Origin of the sequence: Streptomyces sp. NPDC007189 (genome assembly GCF_040703635.1) — a bacterium.
GTDB lineage: Bacteria > Actinomycetota > Actinomycetes > Streptomycetales > Streptomycetaceae > Streptomyces.
Genome location: NZ_JBEYEY010000024.1, coordinates 25,410 through 44,084, shown reverse-complemented (window position 1 = coordinate 44,084; position 18,675 = coordinate 25,410). Strand labels below are relative to the sequence as shown.

The window sequence follows — 18,675 nt, the reverse complement described above, 5'->3', positions numbered from 1 at the left end:
GGACCGGGATCATGGTCCCCGGTCCGCCCTTGGGCAGCTCCACCGGCTGCGGCTCGGTGAACCTTCCTATCTCAGCTTGACGACTTCTCGATCGCGCCTGGCCCGGCACAGTGGCCCAGGATCGGGATCGGGCGGTGACCGGTCGGGTCATGCTCGGGTGAGCACGATCTTCTTACCGCCGGCCCGTCCGGTAGCCACCCGGTCGAACGCAGCCGGTCCCTCGCTCAGCGGCAGGGATTCCGGTGCGAGTGTCAAGGTTCCCGCGGCGGCCTGCTCCGCCAGCTGGACTAGCTGCGCGGCGTTGGGCTCTACGTAGAGGTCCCAACTCGTGATCCCTCGTTCCTCCGCAGGCGCGTCCGAGGTCAGGGAGCACAGTCGGCCGCCGTCCCGCACCAAAGGCAGGGCGGCGTCGGCCGTGCCGGCGGCGATGGTGAGGGCGGCGTCGAACCCGCCGCGTACCGTGGCCGGCCAGTTCGGGTCGTGGTAGTCGACGACCTCCATCGCTCCCAGACCGAGCAGGCGCTCTGCGGCGGCAGGAGACGCGGTCGCGGTCACCTCGATGCCCTTGGCCGCGGCGAGCTGGATGGCCAGGGCTCCGGTGGCCCCGCCTCCGTTGGTGATCAGCAGCCGCTGTCCTCGGCTGAGGTCCAGCTTCTCCAGGGCCTGCAACGCGGTGAGTCCGTTGACCGGGAGTGCCGCCGCGTGCACGGCGTCCAGCCCGGGTGGGCAGGCTGCCGTGTGATCCGCGTTGATCAGAACGCGTTCGGCCCAAAAGCCGCTTCCCCCGGGCAGCGGGGCCTCGTGTGCGAGCACCCGGTCGCCGACGGCAAACCCGGTGACACCCGCGCCGACGGCCAGCACCTTACCCGCGCCCTCCACTCCCAGCGCCGCGGGAGGGCGCAGCCCCACGTCCCAGCCGGCGCCGTTGAGCAGTTGGTCCCACGGGCCGACCCCGGCCGCCTCAACCGCCACCAGGATCTGACCGGGCCCGGGAGATGACGGCTCGGGCAACTCCAGCAGGGCGACTTCCTTCTCGGCCCCGGAAACTCCGCACGCCTTCACAGCAGATCTTTGTCCTCTCACCCAGTCCGGCCGACCGGGAGGTACGGGCCGGAAACCCACAGCAGGCACCAGTGTCGACCCCGGGAGCCTCTACAGAGGTCGCTCGTGGCCTCAGCCGCATTGGTGTCGAACCTATGCAGCTAGTGGCCCGGTCATGTGGTCCATTTCAAGAGTGCCTAACTGGGCCAATCGCGGCGGGATGCCTCAGTCGATCCTGGCGGCATTCGGGTATCCGGGAGACACCACGACAGTCCAACGTTGGCCGCAGTGGGCCAGAGCTGCGAACACAACCAAGGCTCGTGTCTCCCCTAGGCGGCGATGCCACCATCTGGCACACCCCACCCCTGCCTCCCGGGACCCACGCGGTTGCGTCTGGAACCCACCGTCCCCGCTGCTGTTCCAGTGGGACCGCGGCGGCGAGAGATCCCGCATGTCGGGCGAGTTCATCCGTAGCGCGCTGGGAGAGGTCCTCGCCTTCATCGGCCTCACCGACTCAACCGGCCAGCCTCTGGTCTTCACGCCGCACGACTTCCGCCGCCTGTTCATCACCGGTGCCATCCGCTCCGGCCTCCCGCCTGACATCGCGCAGGTCATCGCCGGCCACGCCAACATCAACACCACGATGGGCTACAACGCGATCTACCCAGAAGAGACCATCGAAGCCCATCGCGCCTTCATCACCCGCCGCCGCGCCCTGCGGCCGGCAGAGGAATATCGCACCCCCACCGACGCCGAGTGGGAGGACTTCCTCGGCCACTTCGAACGCCGCAAGCTCTCCGTCGGCACCTGCGCCCGCGCCTACGGCACCGCCTGCATCCACGAACACGCCTGCGTCCGCTGTTCCCTTCTTCGCCCTGATCCCGCCCAGCGCGGCCGTCTGGTCGAGATCCGCGACAACCTCATCGACCGCATTGCTGAGGCGGAACAGGAAGGCTGGCTGGGCGAGATCGAAGGACTCCGCATCAGCCTGACCGGCGCTGAGTCCAAGATCAGCCAGATTGACACGGCGTCCGAAGGAGGGCCGGTACTCCTCGGCATGCCAGCACAGCGATAGTCCCTCGGCACCTGCTCTTCCGTTGCCGACGGCATTGTCTAGGGTGAATCGCCGTTGTAGCAGGTCAGAGCTTGATCGCCGTGTCAGGCAAGTCAGGCAAGTTGCTCAACGTTGGGTAGCGCAACGAGCCGCCGACAGGGATCAGGCCGTCGAGGACGTCGACGACGAACTGGGACGCGGGGCATGGCTTCGAACTCGTCTCGTGAGTCGTCGTTCAGCATCGTGTGCGTATCAGGTGACGGATGCTCAGCGATGGCTGGGCCCGCCGGTCAGTCGATGCCTTCGATGATGCGGAAGTCGCGCTCGACGCCGTCGGGGAGGGCCACCAGCGCCTTCTGGTATGCCTCACTCTCGTATGCCGCGACGGCCTGTTCAAAGCTGTCGAACTCGATCAGAACGACGCGTTGCATGATTCCGGCCTCGTGGGCGACGACTCGACCGTCACGGGACAGGAGGCGCCCGCCCCCAGCCTGGACAGCCGGACGGGCCAGCTTGTTGTAGGCAGTCAGCCTCTCAGGGTCCGAAATGGCGGCGTAGACACTGACCCAGTAGCCCTTAGCCATGGAAACCTCCTGTGTTGGGCCGGACACGTCCGACTTCGAATTGACACTCAGATCGATCGATCCCGGCGACGGGTACGGGAGTCAGTGGAACCGTCATATGCGCAGGCTAGGGCTTGATCTGCGGTCCAGGGAAAGACCGGTACGGGCTAGACTCAGAACGGATCGTTATCAATCGGCAGGGAGGGCACGTGGCGCCGGATACGGTGAGCCTGCGGTACTTCCTGGTACTGGCGCAGGAGTTGAACTTCACCCGCGCGGCCGCACGGATCGGTATCGCACAGCCCGCACTCAGCGCCCGGATGCGCCGATTGGAGGCGGAACTCGGTACGACCCTGCTGGTCCGCAACACGCGTAGCGTCGTATTGACCACGGCCGGTGCGGCTTTGGCGGAGTCCGCGCCGCCCGCGCTGGCGGCGCTGGACCGGGCATGGGACACCGCCCGGAGCGCGGCGGCCGGTGAACTGGGCACGCTACGCATCGGATACAGCCTCAGCGCCGGGGCCGAGACCGCACCGGCCCTGGTGGACAGGCTGACTCGCGGCAACAGCGGACTCGAGGTCGGCGCGGTCCCGATGGCAACACCGGAGATCTCCCCCGCGGTCGCCGACGGCCGCATCGACGCCGGAATCACCCGCGGTGAACAGCCGGCCCGTGGCGTGCGCCGGTTCCTGCTGCGGCGTATGTGCGTCGGGGTCCAGCTGGCGCAGCACCATCCGCTGGCCGAACACCCGGAGATCGAGATCGCCGACGCGGCCGCGTATCCGCTGCGACTCCCGGACCGTGCGGCCAACCCCGTGATCCACGATCAGCTGTCCGCACTGTTCCAAGACACCCGACCACACCCCCGATTCCACACGCCCGCAGTCTCTTTCGACATGTCTCAGCGCGACCTGCGCGACGGGGTCACCCTCGCCCCGGCCGGAGAAGCCGCAGTCACGGCACAACCGGCCGGTCTCACCTGGCGACCGCTGCGGGGCGCGCCCAGCCTGACGATCCACCTGGTCCTCCCACGCGAGCAGTCGCCACTACACCGCCGCATCCGTGCCGTCGCCAAAACCCTGGCGCACGAGCTGCACTGGCTGCCGGACTGACGCGCAAGAGGTCAAGCGAGACGGACGCCTGCGGTGGCGAGGCCGAAGACCCTGCGCCCGGCGGACTTCGCGGTGATGACGACGGCGGTCTTGCTGAATGTCCGACACGAACTCGCTACGCCGGCGGATCAGCATCCGATGATGGCCCCGGGTCCGGTCCGAGTCGTACACCGCGGCGACGTCCTCGCCCAGCCCGAGATCTCGGCGGATGTGGGCCACTGCATCCGGACACGCACGGCCTGGAGCTGGTCGCCGATCGGACACGACCGGCTCAGGGACCGCAGAGCACGCAGACGGAGCAGAAGTGATCCGCGGCGGTGCCCTGTCCTGACATCACCCCCGCGCTGGAGGCCATCGGTGCCGGAGCTCAGGTGGTGGACGAGCAGGGCCGCATCGTGGCCGTCAACAGCTGTGCCGAGCGGCTGCTGGCCCGTCCCGCCGCCGGACTGGTCGGGCAGGACGCCCACGATGTGCTGCACCGCGGAGCGCAGGGCCAGCCGCTGGCCACGACGCAGCGCAGCATGCGGCAGGCGTTCCACGCCGGGCACCCGGCACAGGGCGGCGACGAGCACTTCCAACGCGGCGACGGCCCTCTCCTGACCGTCTCCTGGACGATCACGCCGTACGACACCGGCCAGGCGCGCCCCGGCACACTTGTCGTCTTCCACGTCCCCGAGCGGACAGCCGGCACCGGGCCGTATCCGGAGCAGGCCGGCGGAACACTGACCGACTTCCAGCGACTCGCCCTGCTCGCCGAGACCACCACCCAGCTGGCCTCCACCCTGGACGTCGACGAGGCGCTGCGCCGCCTGGTGGGCCTGGTCCTGCCGCGTCTGGCGGACTGGGCCGTCATTGACCTGATCACCGAGCATGACGAGGTGTGGCGCACCACCGTGGCCCAGGTCGAGGGCGACACGCTGGTCCGCCACGAGGACCTCGAAGGGCCCATGCCGCCGGTCCCGGAGGAATCCCAGATGCCTCTGTCCCGGGCGCTGCGGGGCGCCGCCTCCGCCCTGGCCGACCCCGACACCTACCGGGGTGCCCCGGACTCCGGTATCACGGCCGAGCAGCGCCGCCTGTTCGAGACCACCGGCATCCGCTCCGCGGCCATGGTTCCCCTGCGCAGCACCCGCGACGTGCTGGGTGTCCTCACCCTGGGCCGGGCTCAGAAGCCGGGGAACTTCACCGCCGCCGACCTGCCTCTGGTGGAGACATCGCGCGGCGCGCGGGGCTCGCGCTGGACAACGCCAGCCTCTGCCAGCGTCAGCGGGCGGTCGCCGAGACCATGCAGAAGCACCTGCTGCCGCAGATGCCGCGCGTGCCCGGCCTGCGGATGGCCGTGCGCTACCTGCCCGCCCCGAAGCCTCACACGTCGGCGGCGACTGGTGCGACGCCTTTTGCCTGGCCGACGGCGCCGCCGCGCTCGCCATCGGCGACGTCGTGGGACACGACCTGGAAGCCGCCACCGGCGTAGCCCAGCTGCACAACATGCTCCGCGCTACGCCTGGGCCCAGCGGGAACCACCCAGCCGGATCGTCGACCGCCTCGACGAGGCCATCATGCCCATCACCGACGTCACCATGGCCACCCTCATCTTCGCCCGGGCCACCCACACGAGTGGCGGCCACCGGCAGCTGTCCTGGACCAACGCCGGCCCCCCTGCTCGTCACTCACGACGGCCTGGCCCACTACCTCACCGACGGCCACGGCATCCTGCTCGGCACCGGCATCCGCGCGCCCCGCCCCAACTCCACAATCCTGCTGCCACCGGGCAGCACCCTCGTGCTCTACACCTACGGCCTCATCGAAGAACCCGGCCACACCCTCGACGACGGCCTGAACCGACTGCGCCAACACACCGCCGCCCTCGCCCACCGCCCCCTGCCGTCCTTCACCGACCAACGCCTGCACCGGGTCCACCCACCCGGCCTCGACGATGTCGCCCTCCTCACCCTGCGCACCCCTGTTCCACAGCGCGCCCAGCCAGCCCGCCTGCAGGAGCAGGCCACGCTCGGCCTCATGACGACGGGTGAAGCCCAGGAGGTACACGGACACCGTCCGGCTCCGGCTGCTGGCAGCCCGCCGGCCTGAGTTCCAGCCGCGGGTGAGGGTCCAGCGGCCTCTTTCCTACTCAGATCAGAGCAGTTTCGGTCCTTCGGCATCCGGCTGTCGGTGAGAAATCGTCCTGGTGATCAACGAGAAGGCGGCCGGCAAGCACACCAACAACAACGCCGCCAAGTTGGGCCGCCACCGTCGCAAACCGACAACCGTTGGATCCCTCGGCGTTCTGGCGTGCCTCGAGGGATGGTGGTGGTAGGCCCACCACCGAAGACACCTCCTATGCCCAGGGACTTCACCGCGCTCGCGGACCAGCCTGGACTCATGACCGACACCACAGATGCTGTGCCCATTCCCACTGCCGGGGCGGGGCCGGTACCCCGCTGCGAACGGGCACTCGCCCCCGACCTGGCTCGCGGCGCGATGCTGCTGTTCATCGCCCTGGCCAACGCGGCGAACTTCGCTTTCGCCGGCCAGCCCGGTATCGACGGCACGCCACACGGCCTGGAGCGAGTGGTCAACTTCTTCATGATCACTTTTGTGGACAGCCGGGCCTACCCGGTGTTCGCGGTGATGTTCGGCTACGGGCTGGCGCAACTGGCGCGCCGGGCCGCCGCGGCCGGCGCCGACCCGCGGCGCATCCTGCTGCGCCGCAACGCATGGCTCGTCGTCTTCGGCGCTCTTCACGCCACGCTGTTGTATTTCGGGGACTTTCTCGGCGCATACGGGATCGTCGGGATCATCGCCACGCTTGTCCTGCTCCGCCGCGGCGACCGGTTCCACCGCCTCGTCCTGTGGCTGTGGGCACTCCTGCTCGGCTACACCTTCCTCCTCGCCGCCATGCTGATCGTCAACGCCAAGAGCGGTCACGCGATCCTCACCAACACCCCCAACCCGTCGCTGGCGGCAACCTCCTACGGCCACGGCGTCCTGGACCGGCTTGCGGAATGGCCGGTGCACACCGCGACGGTGGTGCCGTTCATCTTCATCGTCTGGCTCGGCATATGGGCAGCGCGCCGCCACATCTTGGAAAACCCGACGGCACATCAGGTCCTGCTGCGCCGCACCGCCCTAGGCTGCCTGGCGGTCACCGTGCTCGGTGCCCTGCCGTACGCGCTGGTGGCTGCCGGTGCGCTCCAGGTCGACTCCGCTACGCGCGATGCCATGGCCTATCTGCACGCGGTCAGCGGCGAGTTCGGTGGTCCGGGCTACGTCGCTCTGTTCGGTCTGCTGGCGCTGAAGTTCTCCACCGGACTGCGCCGGCCGGCGACCGTCCGCGCGGTCGCCGCCCTGGGCCAGCGGTCGCTGAGCGCGTACCTGTTCCAATCGGTGGCGTGGACCATCGTTTTCGCCCCGTTCGCCTTGGACCTAGGGGCTACCACGTACCGCACGGCACTGGCCGCGGTCGCGGTGTGGACGGTGTCGGTGCTGGCTGCACAGGCCATGGACAGGCGGCGGTACCGGGGTCCAGCCGAGCGCCTGCTGCGCAGCCTGACCTACGGCCGGTCCTGAGCGTCCTGTCGTGGGGCCGATCCGGACCGCCACCGGTGGCGGAGAGCAAACAGCCGGTGCCGGCTTCAGTGAGAATGCCGAGTTCCCCCAGTCGCTTCAGCCTGACCCGGGGCACTTCCATGTTCTTCGGCAGCAGTTCGTGGCCCCGGGGCCTTGCAGACCTCCTTGGCTCGCAGGGTGGACGGCATGCCCCCTCCGCCGTCTCCGCCCGTTCGGCGAGGCGCGTGACCAGCACGGTCGAGGGCCGTTGAGTACGGCATCGCGCCATGAACATCCGACCCCCTGCCGATGCGCGAATCGTGAGGGCCCGGACTTGCCAACGCCTGGCCCCCGGGCGCTCACCCCCTGTTCCAAGGGCGAGACAAGGCGCGGTAAGGCGATTGGGCATGTGAAGACCTTGTAGCACCATCCACCGAACCTGGCGCGCCAGTTGAAGACGGGGCAGACGTTGCAGGGAGCACTTCCCCGCGCCCCCGCAAACCCGACGCTTCTTCCTGGGAGCGGCACCGCGTGCTCGCCGCTTCCGTCGGTTCTGCGGGGGAAGGCGCGTCCTGCCCGTGCCAGGCTGGGGCGGGCAGGACGCACCGTGTGCGTCAGGGTCTGCTCGGCGCCGCTTCGCCCTGACGGACAGGCCCCGTGTCTAGTGACGATCAGCCCGACGATCCTCCTGGCACAGAGCCGGACGGAACCGTGCTGGGGATGTTCTCGCCGGATCCGAGGCGCAGATGGGCGCTGATCTGCTTTCCCGCCGCGCATGCTGCTACGACGACGCTGTCGCTCAGCGCGTGCACCAGATGCAGACAGACCGTGGCCACCGACACGGTGCGGGTCGGCCTCGCGCACCGTCGGGGTTTCAGCGGAGCTGTCGCACACGCTGATCGACAGCTCGTCTCTGGACAGCCTCAACGACATCCCGCAAGGCCCGGGGGCGTGCCGGATAGCGTTGGTGACCAGCTCGCTCACCACCAGTTCCGCGTCCACACCCAGGCGGGACGGCACGGGTCGGGGGCCAGTGTGCAGGGCGCGGGCGAGAAAGTCCCGCAGTGCCTGACGCGCGTCCGCAGCGCAGGCCGCACCATCGACCCAGACCACGCTGTAACGCAACGTGACCTGCTCACCAGCGCCCTGCTCATCTGCCGCCTGATTCCGAAGCGGGACGACCATGCGACGCTCTTTCGCTGTATTCGCCCGGGGCGGGCTTTCCCGCCCTGCGTGCGCCCGGACACCACCGGCGCACACTGTGACCGGCATCCCCGCTGCTGTCTCAGATGCGGCATCCCGCAAAGGCAGACATCTCTGGGCACCGAGCCGGGAACCGGCGGAGGCGCATGCGCTGGTCGAGCCCGGCGCGGACGCACAACTGCCGGGCCTCACCGGCTGAGGAACGACGGCCTTCGCCTGACTGCCAAGCAAGCCCCGCGAAAGGACGCCCACACGGATTGGCCGGACAGCTGGGCTCCCGCCTTCCTTCACGCCTCTCACCATCTTCCTGCCCCGTACAGCGCCTGCTGGCCGCGCTGTGAATTTCTCGGCCGCCTTTGACACGCGAGCCGTGCAGCACGGAAGCTTGCCGCGTGGAAAGTAACGCTGGCCCCCAGCCCGGCGAACGGCTGCGGATATCCAGCACCACCGTGGACAGCCGCACTGTGGTGGCGGTAGCGGGCGAGGTGGACCACCTGACCGCAGCCGGTCTGGACGACGCGCTGCAGGCCGCCGTCATCAGCGGGGCCACTCACATCGAGGCCGACTTCAGCCGGGTCGCTTTCTGTGACTGTGCCGGGCTGAACGTCCTGCTGGCAGCGCACAATCGCTGCCGGCAGGCAGGTGTGCGGTTTGCGGTGTCCGGACCGCTGAGCCCCGTCGTCGAGCGGCTCCTGCAGGTGGGCGGGACAGGTCCTGTGCTACTGCGGGAACCTGACCCGGTGGACGGATCAGCGCGATCGGTGTGACACTCGCGGCCACTGGTGCGCTCTCACCGGTGAACCGCCATCACGGCTGTGCAATGACACGCTCCCCCCGTGCGGGTCATTGCCCTCGGGGCGGGTAGGTGCAATCCCCCGTCACCTGCCCGCCCCGCCCCGACAGTAGAAACCGCAGGTCAGGCCGGTCCTCTTCGTTCTACTGCGCCGTCACGTCCTGGTAGCGCAGCAGCACGCCGACCCCATCGGCCAGGGGCGTCTCGTTTGGCGGCAGCACGATCAGTCACACTCGACGAGGCCGAGCACGGCATCCTCCTCACCCACGAACGCGCCCGCCACTACGCCTTCGTCGCCCTCGGCCAGCTCGGCGCCGCCGCCAACCCCCTGCTGTGGCCCCTCTCCACCGCCGTGACCTACACCATCGAACGCTGGGCCGACGAGAACGCCGCCAAGGCCACCGGTGACCGCATGCGGGTGGCCCGCACCGTCGGCAAGGCCGCCCTGGCCACCCGGCACACACCCGCCCGCACCCCAGACGCTGGTCTGGGCATCCTCGGCCGCCGCGCGAACCCGCTGCGCAGCGCCGGCCCCGTCCCCCGCCGCGTCGCCGCCCTGCTCATGCCCCCGACCTGGCCGCCGCCCCGCGCTCGTTCTGGCCACCGTGGCCGTCCTGGCCGCCGCCTGCTCCACCGCCGAAGCGTCCCACGGCCTCCACCTCCTGCTGCGGGGGGCGGCGCCGGGTAGCAGCACATCCCGCCAGCACACGAACCTGTTCAGCGCGGCCAGGCCGACGGCCACGACGTCAGGCGCAGCCTGACCGCGCATCCGCCATCAACTACGTCACTGACATCGCCGGGTCAGAACGCAAGGCGAGCACCCGCCGTTTCTCACCGAGCGTGACACCCGAAGACGCCACCAAGCCCCCGATTGCGCATCAACCGCGATAGCCCCACGTCACCGCACCGCGCACGTCGGCAACACCGCAGGTCCAAGGACGGCTTTTGTGAACCACCCGAGCCCGGTGGATGTCGACGCCGCCAGTCCAAGAGCGTGTGGGCGCGGAACGTCTCGCCGCTGTGCATATGGAGGGATGGGCGCCCGTGCCGCTTGTGAGGCTGACCGGTGGCCGCATCGGCGCAATCGGTGCGGTGTGACACTTGCGGTTTCCGGCGCGCTGTAACCGGTGAGCCGTGATCACGGCCGCGTAATGCCCCGCTCCCCCGTGCGGGGCGTTGCCTCCGGGGCGGGCAGGTGCACTCCCCCGTCGCCTGCCCGCCCCCTTTGCGTAAACGGAGGAGAACCGACTATCAGCTTGGTCTGGGACGTCCGGCTCACACCCTCGGGAGCCATGTCGCGCAGCTTGACGTTGCTGTCCTCGTAGGCAAGAACGGGAGGCATGGTGCGGCGCAAGACAATGTCGGAAGGAGCCTGGGCGGTCCCAGTGCTCGCGGCGGTCGGCACGCTGGTGGGCGCCGCGGTGCTGGGACCGATATGGGGTGGGCATGCGGGCGGCTCGGCAGCAAGCCGATCGGACGGCCAAGGGCAGGCGAGCGCTTCACCCACGTCGTCGTTGCTCTACGACTCCGAGCAGCCACCGGCGGAGCAGAAGACCGCACCCGGTCCGCACCTTCCCGCCCCGGTGGTGAGCATGGACATCGCCCACGCCTCGGACCAGGGAGCGAGCCGGCAGCTCCAGCACGCGGGTTTGCACCGTGGGTCGTCGGGTCCGGCCTCCGCCGCGTCGGCCGCCGACCGCGCCCCCCTCAGAGACACGGACATGCGGCCACCGGCGGCGCGGTTTTCACAAACGACCAATTGCGAGAGCCCTGCGAGAGGCCGGTTCACGTGAGCCACCACGGGCCTGAGACCCTCCTACAGGTCGCATAACTCCGTCCAGCACCACGCCGGGCGGCAGCACCTCGAAAGCCGCGAGGGCCAGGTCCATCCACACCGCGATGACGTCACGCCGAGGGCGGCGAGCGCGACATCAACGGGGAAGTCCACAGCATCAGGCTCCGGCCGCCGCGGTACACGTGCACGCGGAGGAGCCTTACCGAAGCAGGGGCATCACCGCCTTCACGATCGGCGTGAGCGGCGTGTCCTGGGCGGCGAGCACGGTGCCGTAGACGATCGCGACGTGGTCGACGACCTTCAACGCGGCGCACAGGACACGGTCCCGGGGCTCGGTGAGCTCGTCGCCGGCGTCAACGCCAGCGAGGTGAGGGCGATCACCGTGAGGACGACCAACGCCGCTAATCGTCCAGCAGCCGGCGCCAGATGCGGGTGCGGTGCAGCACGTAGAGGGAGCCGAGCAGGACGATCGCCTGCAGCCCCACGGCCAGCAGCCAGAACTCGTCCCTGGTCTCCAGCCTGTTCGTCAGGAACGTGAAGTTCATGCCGAAGAACCCGGTGATGAACGACAGCGGCAGGAAGATCACCGACACGATGGCCAGCCGGTTGATCACGCCGTTCTGCTCGCCCGCCACCAGCGAGGAGTAACTTGCGAAGGCCCGGCGGGTGGCGTCCTGCAGGGACTCGACGTCGGCGAGCATCAGCCTGCCGGCGGTCTGGAACCCCTGGGCACGCCGTTGCCGGTCCTCAGGGAAGGTGGGGCTCATCATCCGGCGGATGAGGATCTCGTCGATCGCCTGGAGGTAGGGCCGCAGGGAGTGGTGCAGCAGCGCGGAGCGCCGCCGCAGCTGCGCCAACCGGTAGACCTGCTCGGGGCGCCGGTTCTCGAACATGTCGTCCTCGAGCTCCTCGGACTCCAGCAGGGCCTGTACGGCGGCCCGGCGGAAAGTGTCCAGGGCCTCCTGGAGCAGGAGGAAGAGCACGGCCACGGTGTCGTCGGGCCGCTCGTGCCGCAGCGCCGCGGTGATGCTCTGCGCCAGTCCGGCCTGCCCCCGGTGCACGGTGGCCAGGAACCGCTCGGTCACCACCACGTGGAGGTGGGCGATCACGTCGCCGTGCACCACCGGCACGACGAAGGCGGCCCGGTCCCCCAGGAACTCCGCCCGCGCGGCCTCACCCTCCCTGCCGAACCAGTCCAGTTCCTCGTCGTGCAGGCCCAGCTGGTCGGCGATCGGCGTCCGCGGTGCCGGCTCGTCCTGAGGGAGCTCGACGTCGACGAGCAGGAAGGACTCGGCGGCCAGCCGCTCACGCGCCGCCGAGACATCCGTACGGGTGATGGTCATCTCGGGCATCGACACCACCGTTACGATCATCGCCCCTCACCGTCATTTCCCGAAGCCCGTGTGGTTCCGAGCGTCCCCGGCTTCCGATGCTCCCGCACGCGGAAGCACTCGTGTGCGTCGCGGGACGGCTGCCGAACGGATGACGGGGCCGGTGGCGATGCTCGGGGCATGGAAACGGATCTCCAGGCAACTCTCAGGTCGCTGCGGGTATGGGACCCGGACGTCACGGACCTGCGCCCCTTCGCCCCGGACACCGCCCCGCCGACCCCGCTGCCCCTGTTCACCAGCTGGCTGGCGGAGGCGGTGGCGGCCGGGCAGCCGGAGCCGCACACGATGTCGCTGACCACGGTGGACGCGGAGGGCAGGCCGGACGTACGGATCGTGATGCTGCACGGTGCCGACGTGAACGGCTGTTCCTTCGCCACGCACGCCACGAGCCGCAAGGGCCGGGCCCTGAGCGCACACCCCCACGCCGCCCTGGACTTCTACCGGCCCGTGCTGGGCGCGATGCTCGGCTGGCAGCGCGCCCGGCTTTCCCGTCAGCTGCCCCGCATGGCCGACCGGCACCTCCTGGAGCGCGAGGCGGGGGCGGCCAGCCGGCGCGTTTCGTCACTGCCGGATCTTCGGTCGCGCAGACGACGTTGATCGGCACGGTGACCAGGCCGAAGCTGATCGCGCCGCGCCGCCATGAGACGTCGCTGCTCAGGAGCTGGTGTGCGATGCGGCTTTCAGTTCCAGCCGCTGCCGCTGCACGCCTCGTGCAGAGGCGGGAACCGGTGCCGCTTCACGTCAGTGCCGTACTTGGATGCGTAGATCAGAACGAAGAGCACTTGTCGGTCGGAGCTGGGAACAGTTGGTTGCTGCTGGGCCTCCGAATGTTGATGAGAAGCTGCAGCGGTCCCGTGCCACGCAAACGTGATGTCGTCGACGTGTTGACGTCCGTATCCTTCGGCGGGTGAGTCTGACCGAGGTGGGTCCCGGGCAGGTCGAGCTCGTCGTGCGGGGGCCGGGGGCGCTGGCGACTTCTGTCCGGTTGTTCGACTGGTCGCGTGCGGATGAGTACGAGACCGTGTTCGCGGTGCAGGCCGTTGCTGATGGTGTGCGTGCACGGCTCGAGAACGTGACCGTCACCGTCTGGGATGACATGAGCGAGTTCTTCGACGGCCTCACGCGCGACTTCCGTGGTTGGGAGAGGGTCCGGGCGACGGCTTCGGTGTAGCGGTCCTGGAGGTCAGGGCCGTCCAGCCTGTCCACGGTCATGCTGTCCAAGGCGCTGTCGATCTCTTCGTCGCTCACCTCGATCGGTGGCGGGAGCAGCTCGGTGGGATCGCGGATCTCGTCCGGCCAGCGCATGGCGTGCAGGACCAGGACGTCGTCGCGGACCCGGAGCAGGCCCAGGCGTTCCCGGCCGGACCAGGCGTACTTCGCGACAGCCACCTTGCTGGACCTGCCGAGGGCCTGGACCAAGAGCTTGTACGGCTTGGCCGCGACCTGACCGGCCGGCTGCAGGTAGTAGCCCTCGGCGATCCGGATCGGGTCGATGGACTCCAGAGGCACGAAGGCGTCGATCTCGATTGCCTTCGCCGTCGGCAGCGGCAGGTTGCTCAGCTCCTCGTCCGTGATCGGGATGACCTGGGTCTTGGTCAGCTCATACCCCTTGCCGAACTCGGACTGGTCGACTCATCGTCCTCCAGCTCGCACACCTTCCGGTAGCGCACCCGTCCCATGTCCTGAAGGTGGTACTGGTGAAAGTGGATCGAGTGGTCCTCCGTCGCGCTGACCACGTTGATCGGCACCGTCACGTTGACTGAATAGTGACCGTAAACCCGCAGGTCAGGCGGCTCCGTGTCAGCCTGGCCGGAGCGGAAGACAAACTCGCGCAGATCACCAGACGAGCCGCCCGTGCGTTGGTCGCCCTCCCGATGCCGACGCTTCGAAGGGAGCCGTGAGCATGCCCGGGATCACGGTGCCTGCGCCAACGGGACGGAGCGTTGGTGTTTGGCTATGCACCGGAGGGCAGTCGGCCTGCGGCCTGGGCCCATGGCTGAGGCTCGACCAGGTCGTCCCTGCCGAAGGCGTCCTCCTCGAACCAACCCGTCCCCGCGAGCCATGTCTCCAGCCACGCTGCGAGGCTGGCGGAGTCGAGGAACCAACACTGCTCCCACGATCCGCCGCTATACGGGTTCGGCTCGAAGAGCAGGACCTGACCGTCTTCACTGAGACAATCAACGCCTGCGTACATGGCACAGCCCCACGTCAGGATCGGTACGACGCCGTCGGGCCACTCCGGGTGCTCCACTCCGACGGACGCCTCACGTCGCGTCAGGTATGCGCCATCGACGCTGGAGTACAAAGGAGCGGTACGGAGCTAAGTCAGGCTTCGTACCGCCCCGTTGTTACAGTGGCTGCGTGCCTCGAACCGCTCTGAGAACACTCGCCGCCTTGGCGCCATTTCTGCTGCTCACCGCGTGTGCGGGCAGCCAGCCGACGACCAAGGTCACGGCCGACCGCATTACCGGGAACTGGGCGGGCCCGCACGGTGAGAAGTTCTCTTTTGCAGCCGACCGGACATTTACCGCCAGCGGCCTCGATTCGAAGAACCTCACCTCGGCAATGTGCACGGTAAAGCCCACCGAAGGTGGCTGGGCATTCTATGTCGCGGAGGGCAAGCAAACTGAGATATCGGATGAGAGCGCCAAGTCCGGTTCCTGGATCGGTCTTTCGTTCCACGGCGCGGCCGAGAACTGCCGTATCGACCTGGCGGTGGTGGACGGCGGCAAGGCGCTGTGCGCGACGGATGACCGGGATGCGCCGTGCGGGCTGGACGTGAAGTTCACCAGGGAGTCGTAGCGGTATGGCTCACTTCTTGAGCGTCGCCATGGCCCGAGTGCGAGGGGCAGCGTCAGCGCTGCCGCCGGGGCCGGCGTGCACGGCGAGCGTGGTCGGCGCGTCCGGGGGCGGGGGTACGTGCATCGCCCGGGCTTGGGCGCTGCGGGCGAGCGCCGCAGCGGCCGCTGCCCCGGTCCACGCCCTCCTGGCCAGCCGATGCGCCCACAAGCACGGGCGGAACCAGGCGCTGGGCGAAGAAGAGCCGGGGCGAGCCGTTTCGTTCCCGGGAAACCGGCCTTGTCGTTCCACACGGCCGGGAGACCCTCGCGAAGGACTGCCGAGGAGCCACCCTTCGCTTCTGATCGCTGGCCCGCGACCGGCGGCGGTATGGGGCACGCGATCAGCCTGCTGCCATGCGAAGTCTGATCGTGCGCGCTTCGGGGCGAAGCGCGAACTCCGGCCTCACATCCGGACCGCAGGCCCGCGAGCCGAGCCCGTGCTGGCCCGCATCGATGATCAGATGACTCGTCGTCGAGTCAGGAAGCTCCCATGGGTGTGCGGCTTGTGCGATCTGCTGGGGGGTATGGCGGCTGAGCGTGAAGCCGGGGCGACGTCCGCGCGTGTCGGGGATCGCCACGACACGCAGCACCTCGGTGTCGCCACTCGTCAGCGTCAGCCGGCGCAGTCCGGAGCGGTGCCCGGTCTCCTGGGGGCGCGCGTAGTCGACCGAGAGGTCGCGGATGGTGGATGAGAACCGGCCCGTGCGAGCCGCACGCAGACTGTCGGGGTAGGACTCGAAGGGGCCGAGGCCGAACCAGTCGGTGCCGTCCACAGGAGCCGGGCCGTCGACCAGATCGAAACGAATCCCGATCCGCGGCCACACCGTCCGCCAGCCACTCGAAGGCTGGATCTCCACGCGCAGTTCCAGTTCATCGCCTTCGAGTGACCAGACGGACTCCACTTTCACCGACAAGGCGGAGTGCGCCGCGGAGACCCTGTCGACCGTGCGCAGGGCCTGCGCGCTGCGCTCCACGGAGAGGCGTCGCGTGGTCAGCCGGTCGAGACCGTCGCGCCGCCACAGTTCGGCGTGGGAGACCCCGGCGATGCTGGCGTCGCTGTCGCCGACTCCGTCGGACGCGCTCTCGTCGTTGTCGGTCGGCGCGCGGAACAACTCCAGCCGCGGGCCGGTCACGGCGCGGCCGGCGAGGCGGGTGAGGGATCCGCCGATGAAGTCGGCGATTCCCAGGGTCAGCGTTCCCTCGGTCGGCCGCCAGTCGGTCCGGGGACGGACGGCAGGGAGCGGGCGAGGTATCGAGTAGTCCTGTTGGGCAGTTGCGATCGCGTGCCCTTCGTGCGCCCAAGCGGTCCCGGCCGCCAGCACCGCGTCGATCGTGAGCCAGGTTTCCGCGTCCGGCGACACCGGGATCCGTGGCAGCGCCACCCGCTCCGACTCGCCCGCTGCGACGGCAGGGACCTCCAAGTCACCGCACTCCACCGGCGTCCCGTCGTGCTCGACGCGCCATCGGAAGTGAAGGTCGGACGTGTCGGCGGAGTGCCGTAGGTTCGTGATCGCGACTTTGTCACCGTCGAAGGTGAAGCGGACCGGCTGTGTGACTGCCTTGTACTCGTGGAGGCTGGGCGTCGGGACGTCGTTGCTCAGCAGCATTCCGTCCATGACGAAGTTGCCGTCGTGCACGACCTCTCCGAAGTCGCCGCCGTAGGCGTGGTACGGCGTCCCGTCCGGGGCTGCGGTCAGGATGCCGTGATCGCGCCACTCCCAGACGAAGCCGCCGTGCAGCCGCGGGTGTTCGTGCACCAGCGCCTCGTACTGGTCGAGCGCTCCCGGCCCGTTGCCCATCGCGTGGGCGTACTCGCACAGCAGGAACGGCTTGGTGCGCTGCCGGGCGCTCTGTGCGGGAGTGCAGTTCATCAGTGTCGAGCGTGCGCCGTCGATTCCGATCTGCTCGGTCTCCGGTACCGATGCGTACATGCGTGAGTAGATGTCGGTGTACTCGCCGGTGTGGTCACCTTCGTAGTGCACGGGGCGTTCGGCGTCGCGGGCGTGGACCCACGCCGACATGGCGGCGAGGTTGCCGCCGGTTCCTGATTCGTTGCCGAGCGACCAGATCACGATGCTGGGATGGTTCTTGTCCCGTTCGACGGTGCGCTCGATGCGGTCGAGATAGGCCTCCCGCCATGCCGGATCGTCGCTCGGGTTGCCGACCCAGTCGACCTTGTCGAAGCCGTGCGTCTCCAGATCGCATTCGAGGACGACCCAGAATCCGAGTTCGTCGGCGAGGTCGAGCAGTCGCGGATGCGGTGGGTAGTGGCTGGTGCGGATGGCGTTCACGTTGAACCGCTTCATGCGGGCCAGGTCCTCGCGGGCGTGCTCCTCGTCGAAGACACGGCCGCGCTCGGGATGGGCCTCGTGGCGGTTCACCCCGTGGAAGACCACGCGGCGGCCGTTGACAAGGAACTGGTCGCCGTGGATCTCGACCGTGCGGAAACCCACCCGAAGGGTGATGCTTTCTGCGGCAGTTGCCACTGTAGCGTCGTACAGGCGGGGCTGTTCGGCCGACCACGGCGTCACGACGCCGGGGACGTCGAGGGGCGCCACGTCGGCCTTCGTGGCCCAGACCTGCTCGACGCCGAGTTCGGGGATGCGCAGGGTGATGGGGAACGCCGCCGCGTCGGCGGTGACCTCCGGGGCGATACGGCCCTGCCCGTTGTCGAAACCGGCCCGCAGCCAGACGTCCTCGATGCCCCCCGCCGGGCGGGCGAGCAGGGTCACGTCCCGGAAGATGCCCGGCAGCCACCACTGGTCCTGGTCCTCCAGGTAACTGGCCGCCGACCACTGGTGCACCCGCACGGCGACGACGTTGTCGCCGGGGCGCACCGCGGACGTCACGTCGAATTCGTGGGCCAGCCGGCTGCCGCTGGCGCTGCCGATCCCGACGCCGTTCACCCACACCTTGAAGAGCGACTCGACCCCGTCGAACCGCAGCACGACCCGGTCGGCGTCCGACCAGTCGGCGGGGAGGTCGAAGTGGCGGCGATAGTCGCCGGTGGGGTTCTCGTCCGGAACGTGCGGCGGGTCGATCGGGAACGGGAACTGGATGTTCGTGTAGATCGGCCGGCCGTAGGCTCCGTCGCCCTGGAGCACCCAGTGGGAGGGCACCGGGATGCTGTCCCAGCCGTGGTCGTCGAAGCCTTCGGCCGCGAAATCCTCCGCCACCGACGCCGTGGGCGACAGGCGGAAACGCCAAGGCCCGTTCAGCGAGCGGGAGGGGGCGTCGGAGTGCAGGTACGAGCGCGCCGGGCGCAGTGCGCCACGCCCTGGTGTGGTGTCCGAAACATATGCGGAAAGCTGCGAGGGCAAGAGGTCACACCTCT

General features: G+C 69.1%; 11 protein-coding genes and 4 pseudogenes. 9 read left to right on the top strand and 6 right to left on the bottom strand.

Annotated features, from left to right (window positions below):
* Positions 1–147 precede the first annotated feature (147 nt).
* Positions 148–1,062 carry an NADP-dependent oxidoreductase gene (locus AB0950_RS35510; protein ID WP_366780272.1) on the bottom strand — a complete coding sequence of 305 codons (915 nt, stop codon included), beginning with the start codon at positions 1,060–1,062 and terminating at the stop codon, positions 148–150.
* 430 nt (positions 1,063–1,492) lie between these two features.
* Here AB0950_RS35510 and AB0950_RS35505 point away from each other — a divergent pair, with 430 nt between their 5' ends.
* The gene (locus AB0950_RS35505; RefSeq protein WP_366780271.1) at positions 1,493–2,116 is read left to right on the top strand and encodes a site-specific integrase; all 624 of its coding nucleotides are present in this window, start codon (positions 1,493–1,495) and stop codon (positions 2,114–2,116) included.
* A gap of 269 nt (positions 2,117–2,385) precedes the next feature.
* Here the strand turns inward: AB0950_RS35505 and AB0950_RS35500 are convergent, their stop codons facing one another.
* Positions 2,386–2,679 carry a DUF1330 domain-containing protein gene (locus tag AB0950_RS35500; RefSeq protein ID WP_366780270.1) on the bottom strand — a complete coding sequence of 98 codons (294 nt, stop codon included), beginning with the start codon at positions 2,677–2,679 and terminating at the stop codon, positions 2,386–2,388.
* Between the two features lie 188 nt (positions 2,680–2,867).
* Here AB0950_RS35500 and AB0950_RS35495 point away from each other — a divergent pair, with 188 nt between their 5' ends.
* The 5 genes and pseudogenes from AB0950_RS35495 (at position 2,868) to AB0950_RS35475 (ending at position 10,003) form a co-directional block, all read left to right on the top strand.
* Positions 2,868–3,770 carry a LysR family transcriptional regulator gene (locus AB0950_RS35495; RefSeq protein WP_366780269.1) on the top strand — a complete coding sequence of 301 codons (903 nt, stop codon included), beginning with the start codon at positions 2,868–2,870 and terminating at the stop codon, positions 3,768–3,770.
* Positions 3,771–4,087: 317 nt separating this feature from the next.
* Positions 4,088–5,735 (top strand): annotated as a pseudogene (locus AB0950_RS35490) (SpoIIE family protein phosphatase); the annotation flags it as partial.
* A 417-nt stretch (positions 5,736–6,152) separates the two neighbouring features.
* Positions 6,153–7,340, top strand: a complete 1,188-nt coding sequence (locus tag AB0950_RS35485; protein WP_366780268.1) for a DUF418 domain-containing protein — start codon at positions 6,153–6,155, stop codon at positions 7,338–7,340.
* Positions 7,341–8,971: 1,631 nt separating this feature from the next.
* Positions 8,972–9,289: an STAS domain-containing protein gene (locus AB0950_RS35480; protein ID WP_360575669.1), complete on the top strand. Its 318-nt coding sequence runs from the start codon at positions 8,972–8,974 to the stop codon at positions 9,287–9,289.
* 234 nt (positions 9,290–9,523) lie between these two features.
* Positions 9,524–10,003, top strand: a complete 480-nt coding sequence (locus tag AB0950_RS35475) for a hypothetical protein (protein WP_366780267.1) — start codon at positions 9,524–9,526, stop codon at positions 10,001–10,003.
* A gap of 1,508 nt (positions 10,004–11,511) precedes the next feature.
* Here AB0950_RS35475 and AB0950_RS35470 read toward each other — a convergent pair.
* Complete coding sequence (locus AB0950_RS35470) at positions 11,512–12,462, bottom strand: CorA family divalent cation transporter (RefSeq protein ID WP_366780266.1); 951 nt, start codon at positions 12,460–12,462, stop codon at positions 11,512–11,514.
* A 159-nt stretch (positions 12,463–12,621) separates the two neighbouring features.
* Here AB0950_RS35470 and AB0950_RS35465 point away from each other — a divergent pair.
* Both AB0950_RS35465 and AB0950_RS35460 read left to right on the top strand, forming a co-directional pair.
* Positions 12,622–12,957 (top strand): annotated as a pseudogene (locus AB0950_RS35465) (pyridoxamine 5'-phosphate oxidase family protein); the annotation flags it as partial.
* A gap of 451 nt (positions 12,958–13,408) precedes the next feature.
* Positions 13,409–13,672 (top strand): DUF6228 family protein, encoded by a 264-nt coding sequence (locus AB0950_RS35460; RefSeq protein ID WP_366780265.1) that lies wholly within the window; start codon positions 13,409–13,411, stop codon positions 13,670–13,672.
* On the opposite strand, the pseudogene AB0950_RS35455 reads toward AB0950_RS35460, so the two are convergent.
* Positions 13,657–14,285 (bottom strand): annotated as a pseudogene (locus AB0950_RS35455) (Ku protein); the annotation flags it as partial. The gene AB0950_RS35460 and the pseudogene AB0950_RS35455 overlap by 16 nt on opposite strands.
* Before the next feature lie 170 nt (positions 14,286–14,455).
* A pseudogene (locus tag AB0950_RS35450) lies at positions 14,456–14,797 on the bottom strand (SMI1/KNR4 family protein); the annotation flags it as partial.
* A 98-nt stretch (positions 14,798–14,895) separates the two neighbouring features.
* Between AB0950_RS35450 and AB0950_RS35445 the strand changes: the two are divergent.
* Positions 14,896–15,303 (top strand): hypothetical protein, encoded by a 408-nt coding sequence (locus AB0950_RS35445; RefSeq protein ID WP_366780264.1) that lies wholly within the window; start codon positions 14,896–14,898, stop codon positions 15,301–15,303.
* Positions 15,304–15,682: 379 nt separating this feature from the next.
* Here the strand turns inward: AB0950_RS35445 and AB0950_RS35440 are convergent, their stop codons facing one another.
* Positions 15,683–18,661 carry a glycoside hydrolase family 2 TIM barrel-domain containing protein gene (locus AB0950_RS35440; RefSeq protein ID WP_360160755.1) on the bottom strand — a complete coding sequence of 993 codons (2,979 nt, stop codon included), beginning with the start codon at positions 18,659–18,661 and terminating at the stop codon, positions 15,683–15,685.
* Positions 18,662–18,675 lie beyond the last annotated feature (14 nt).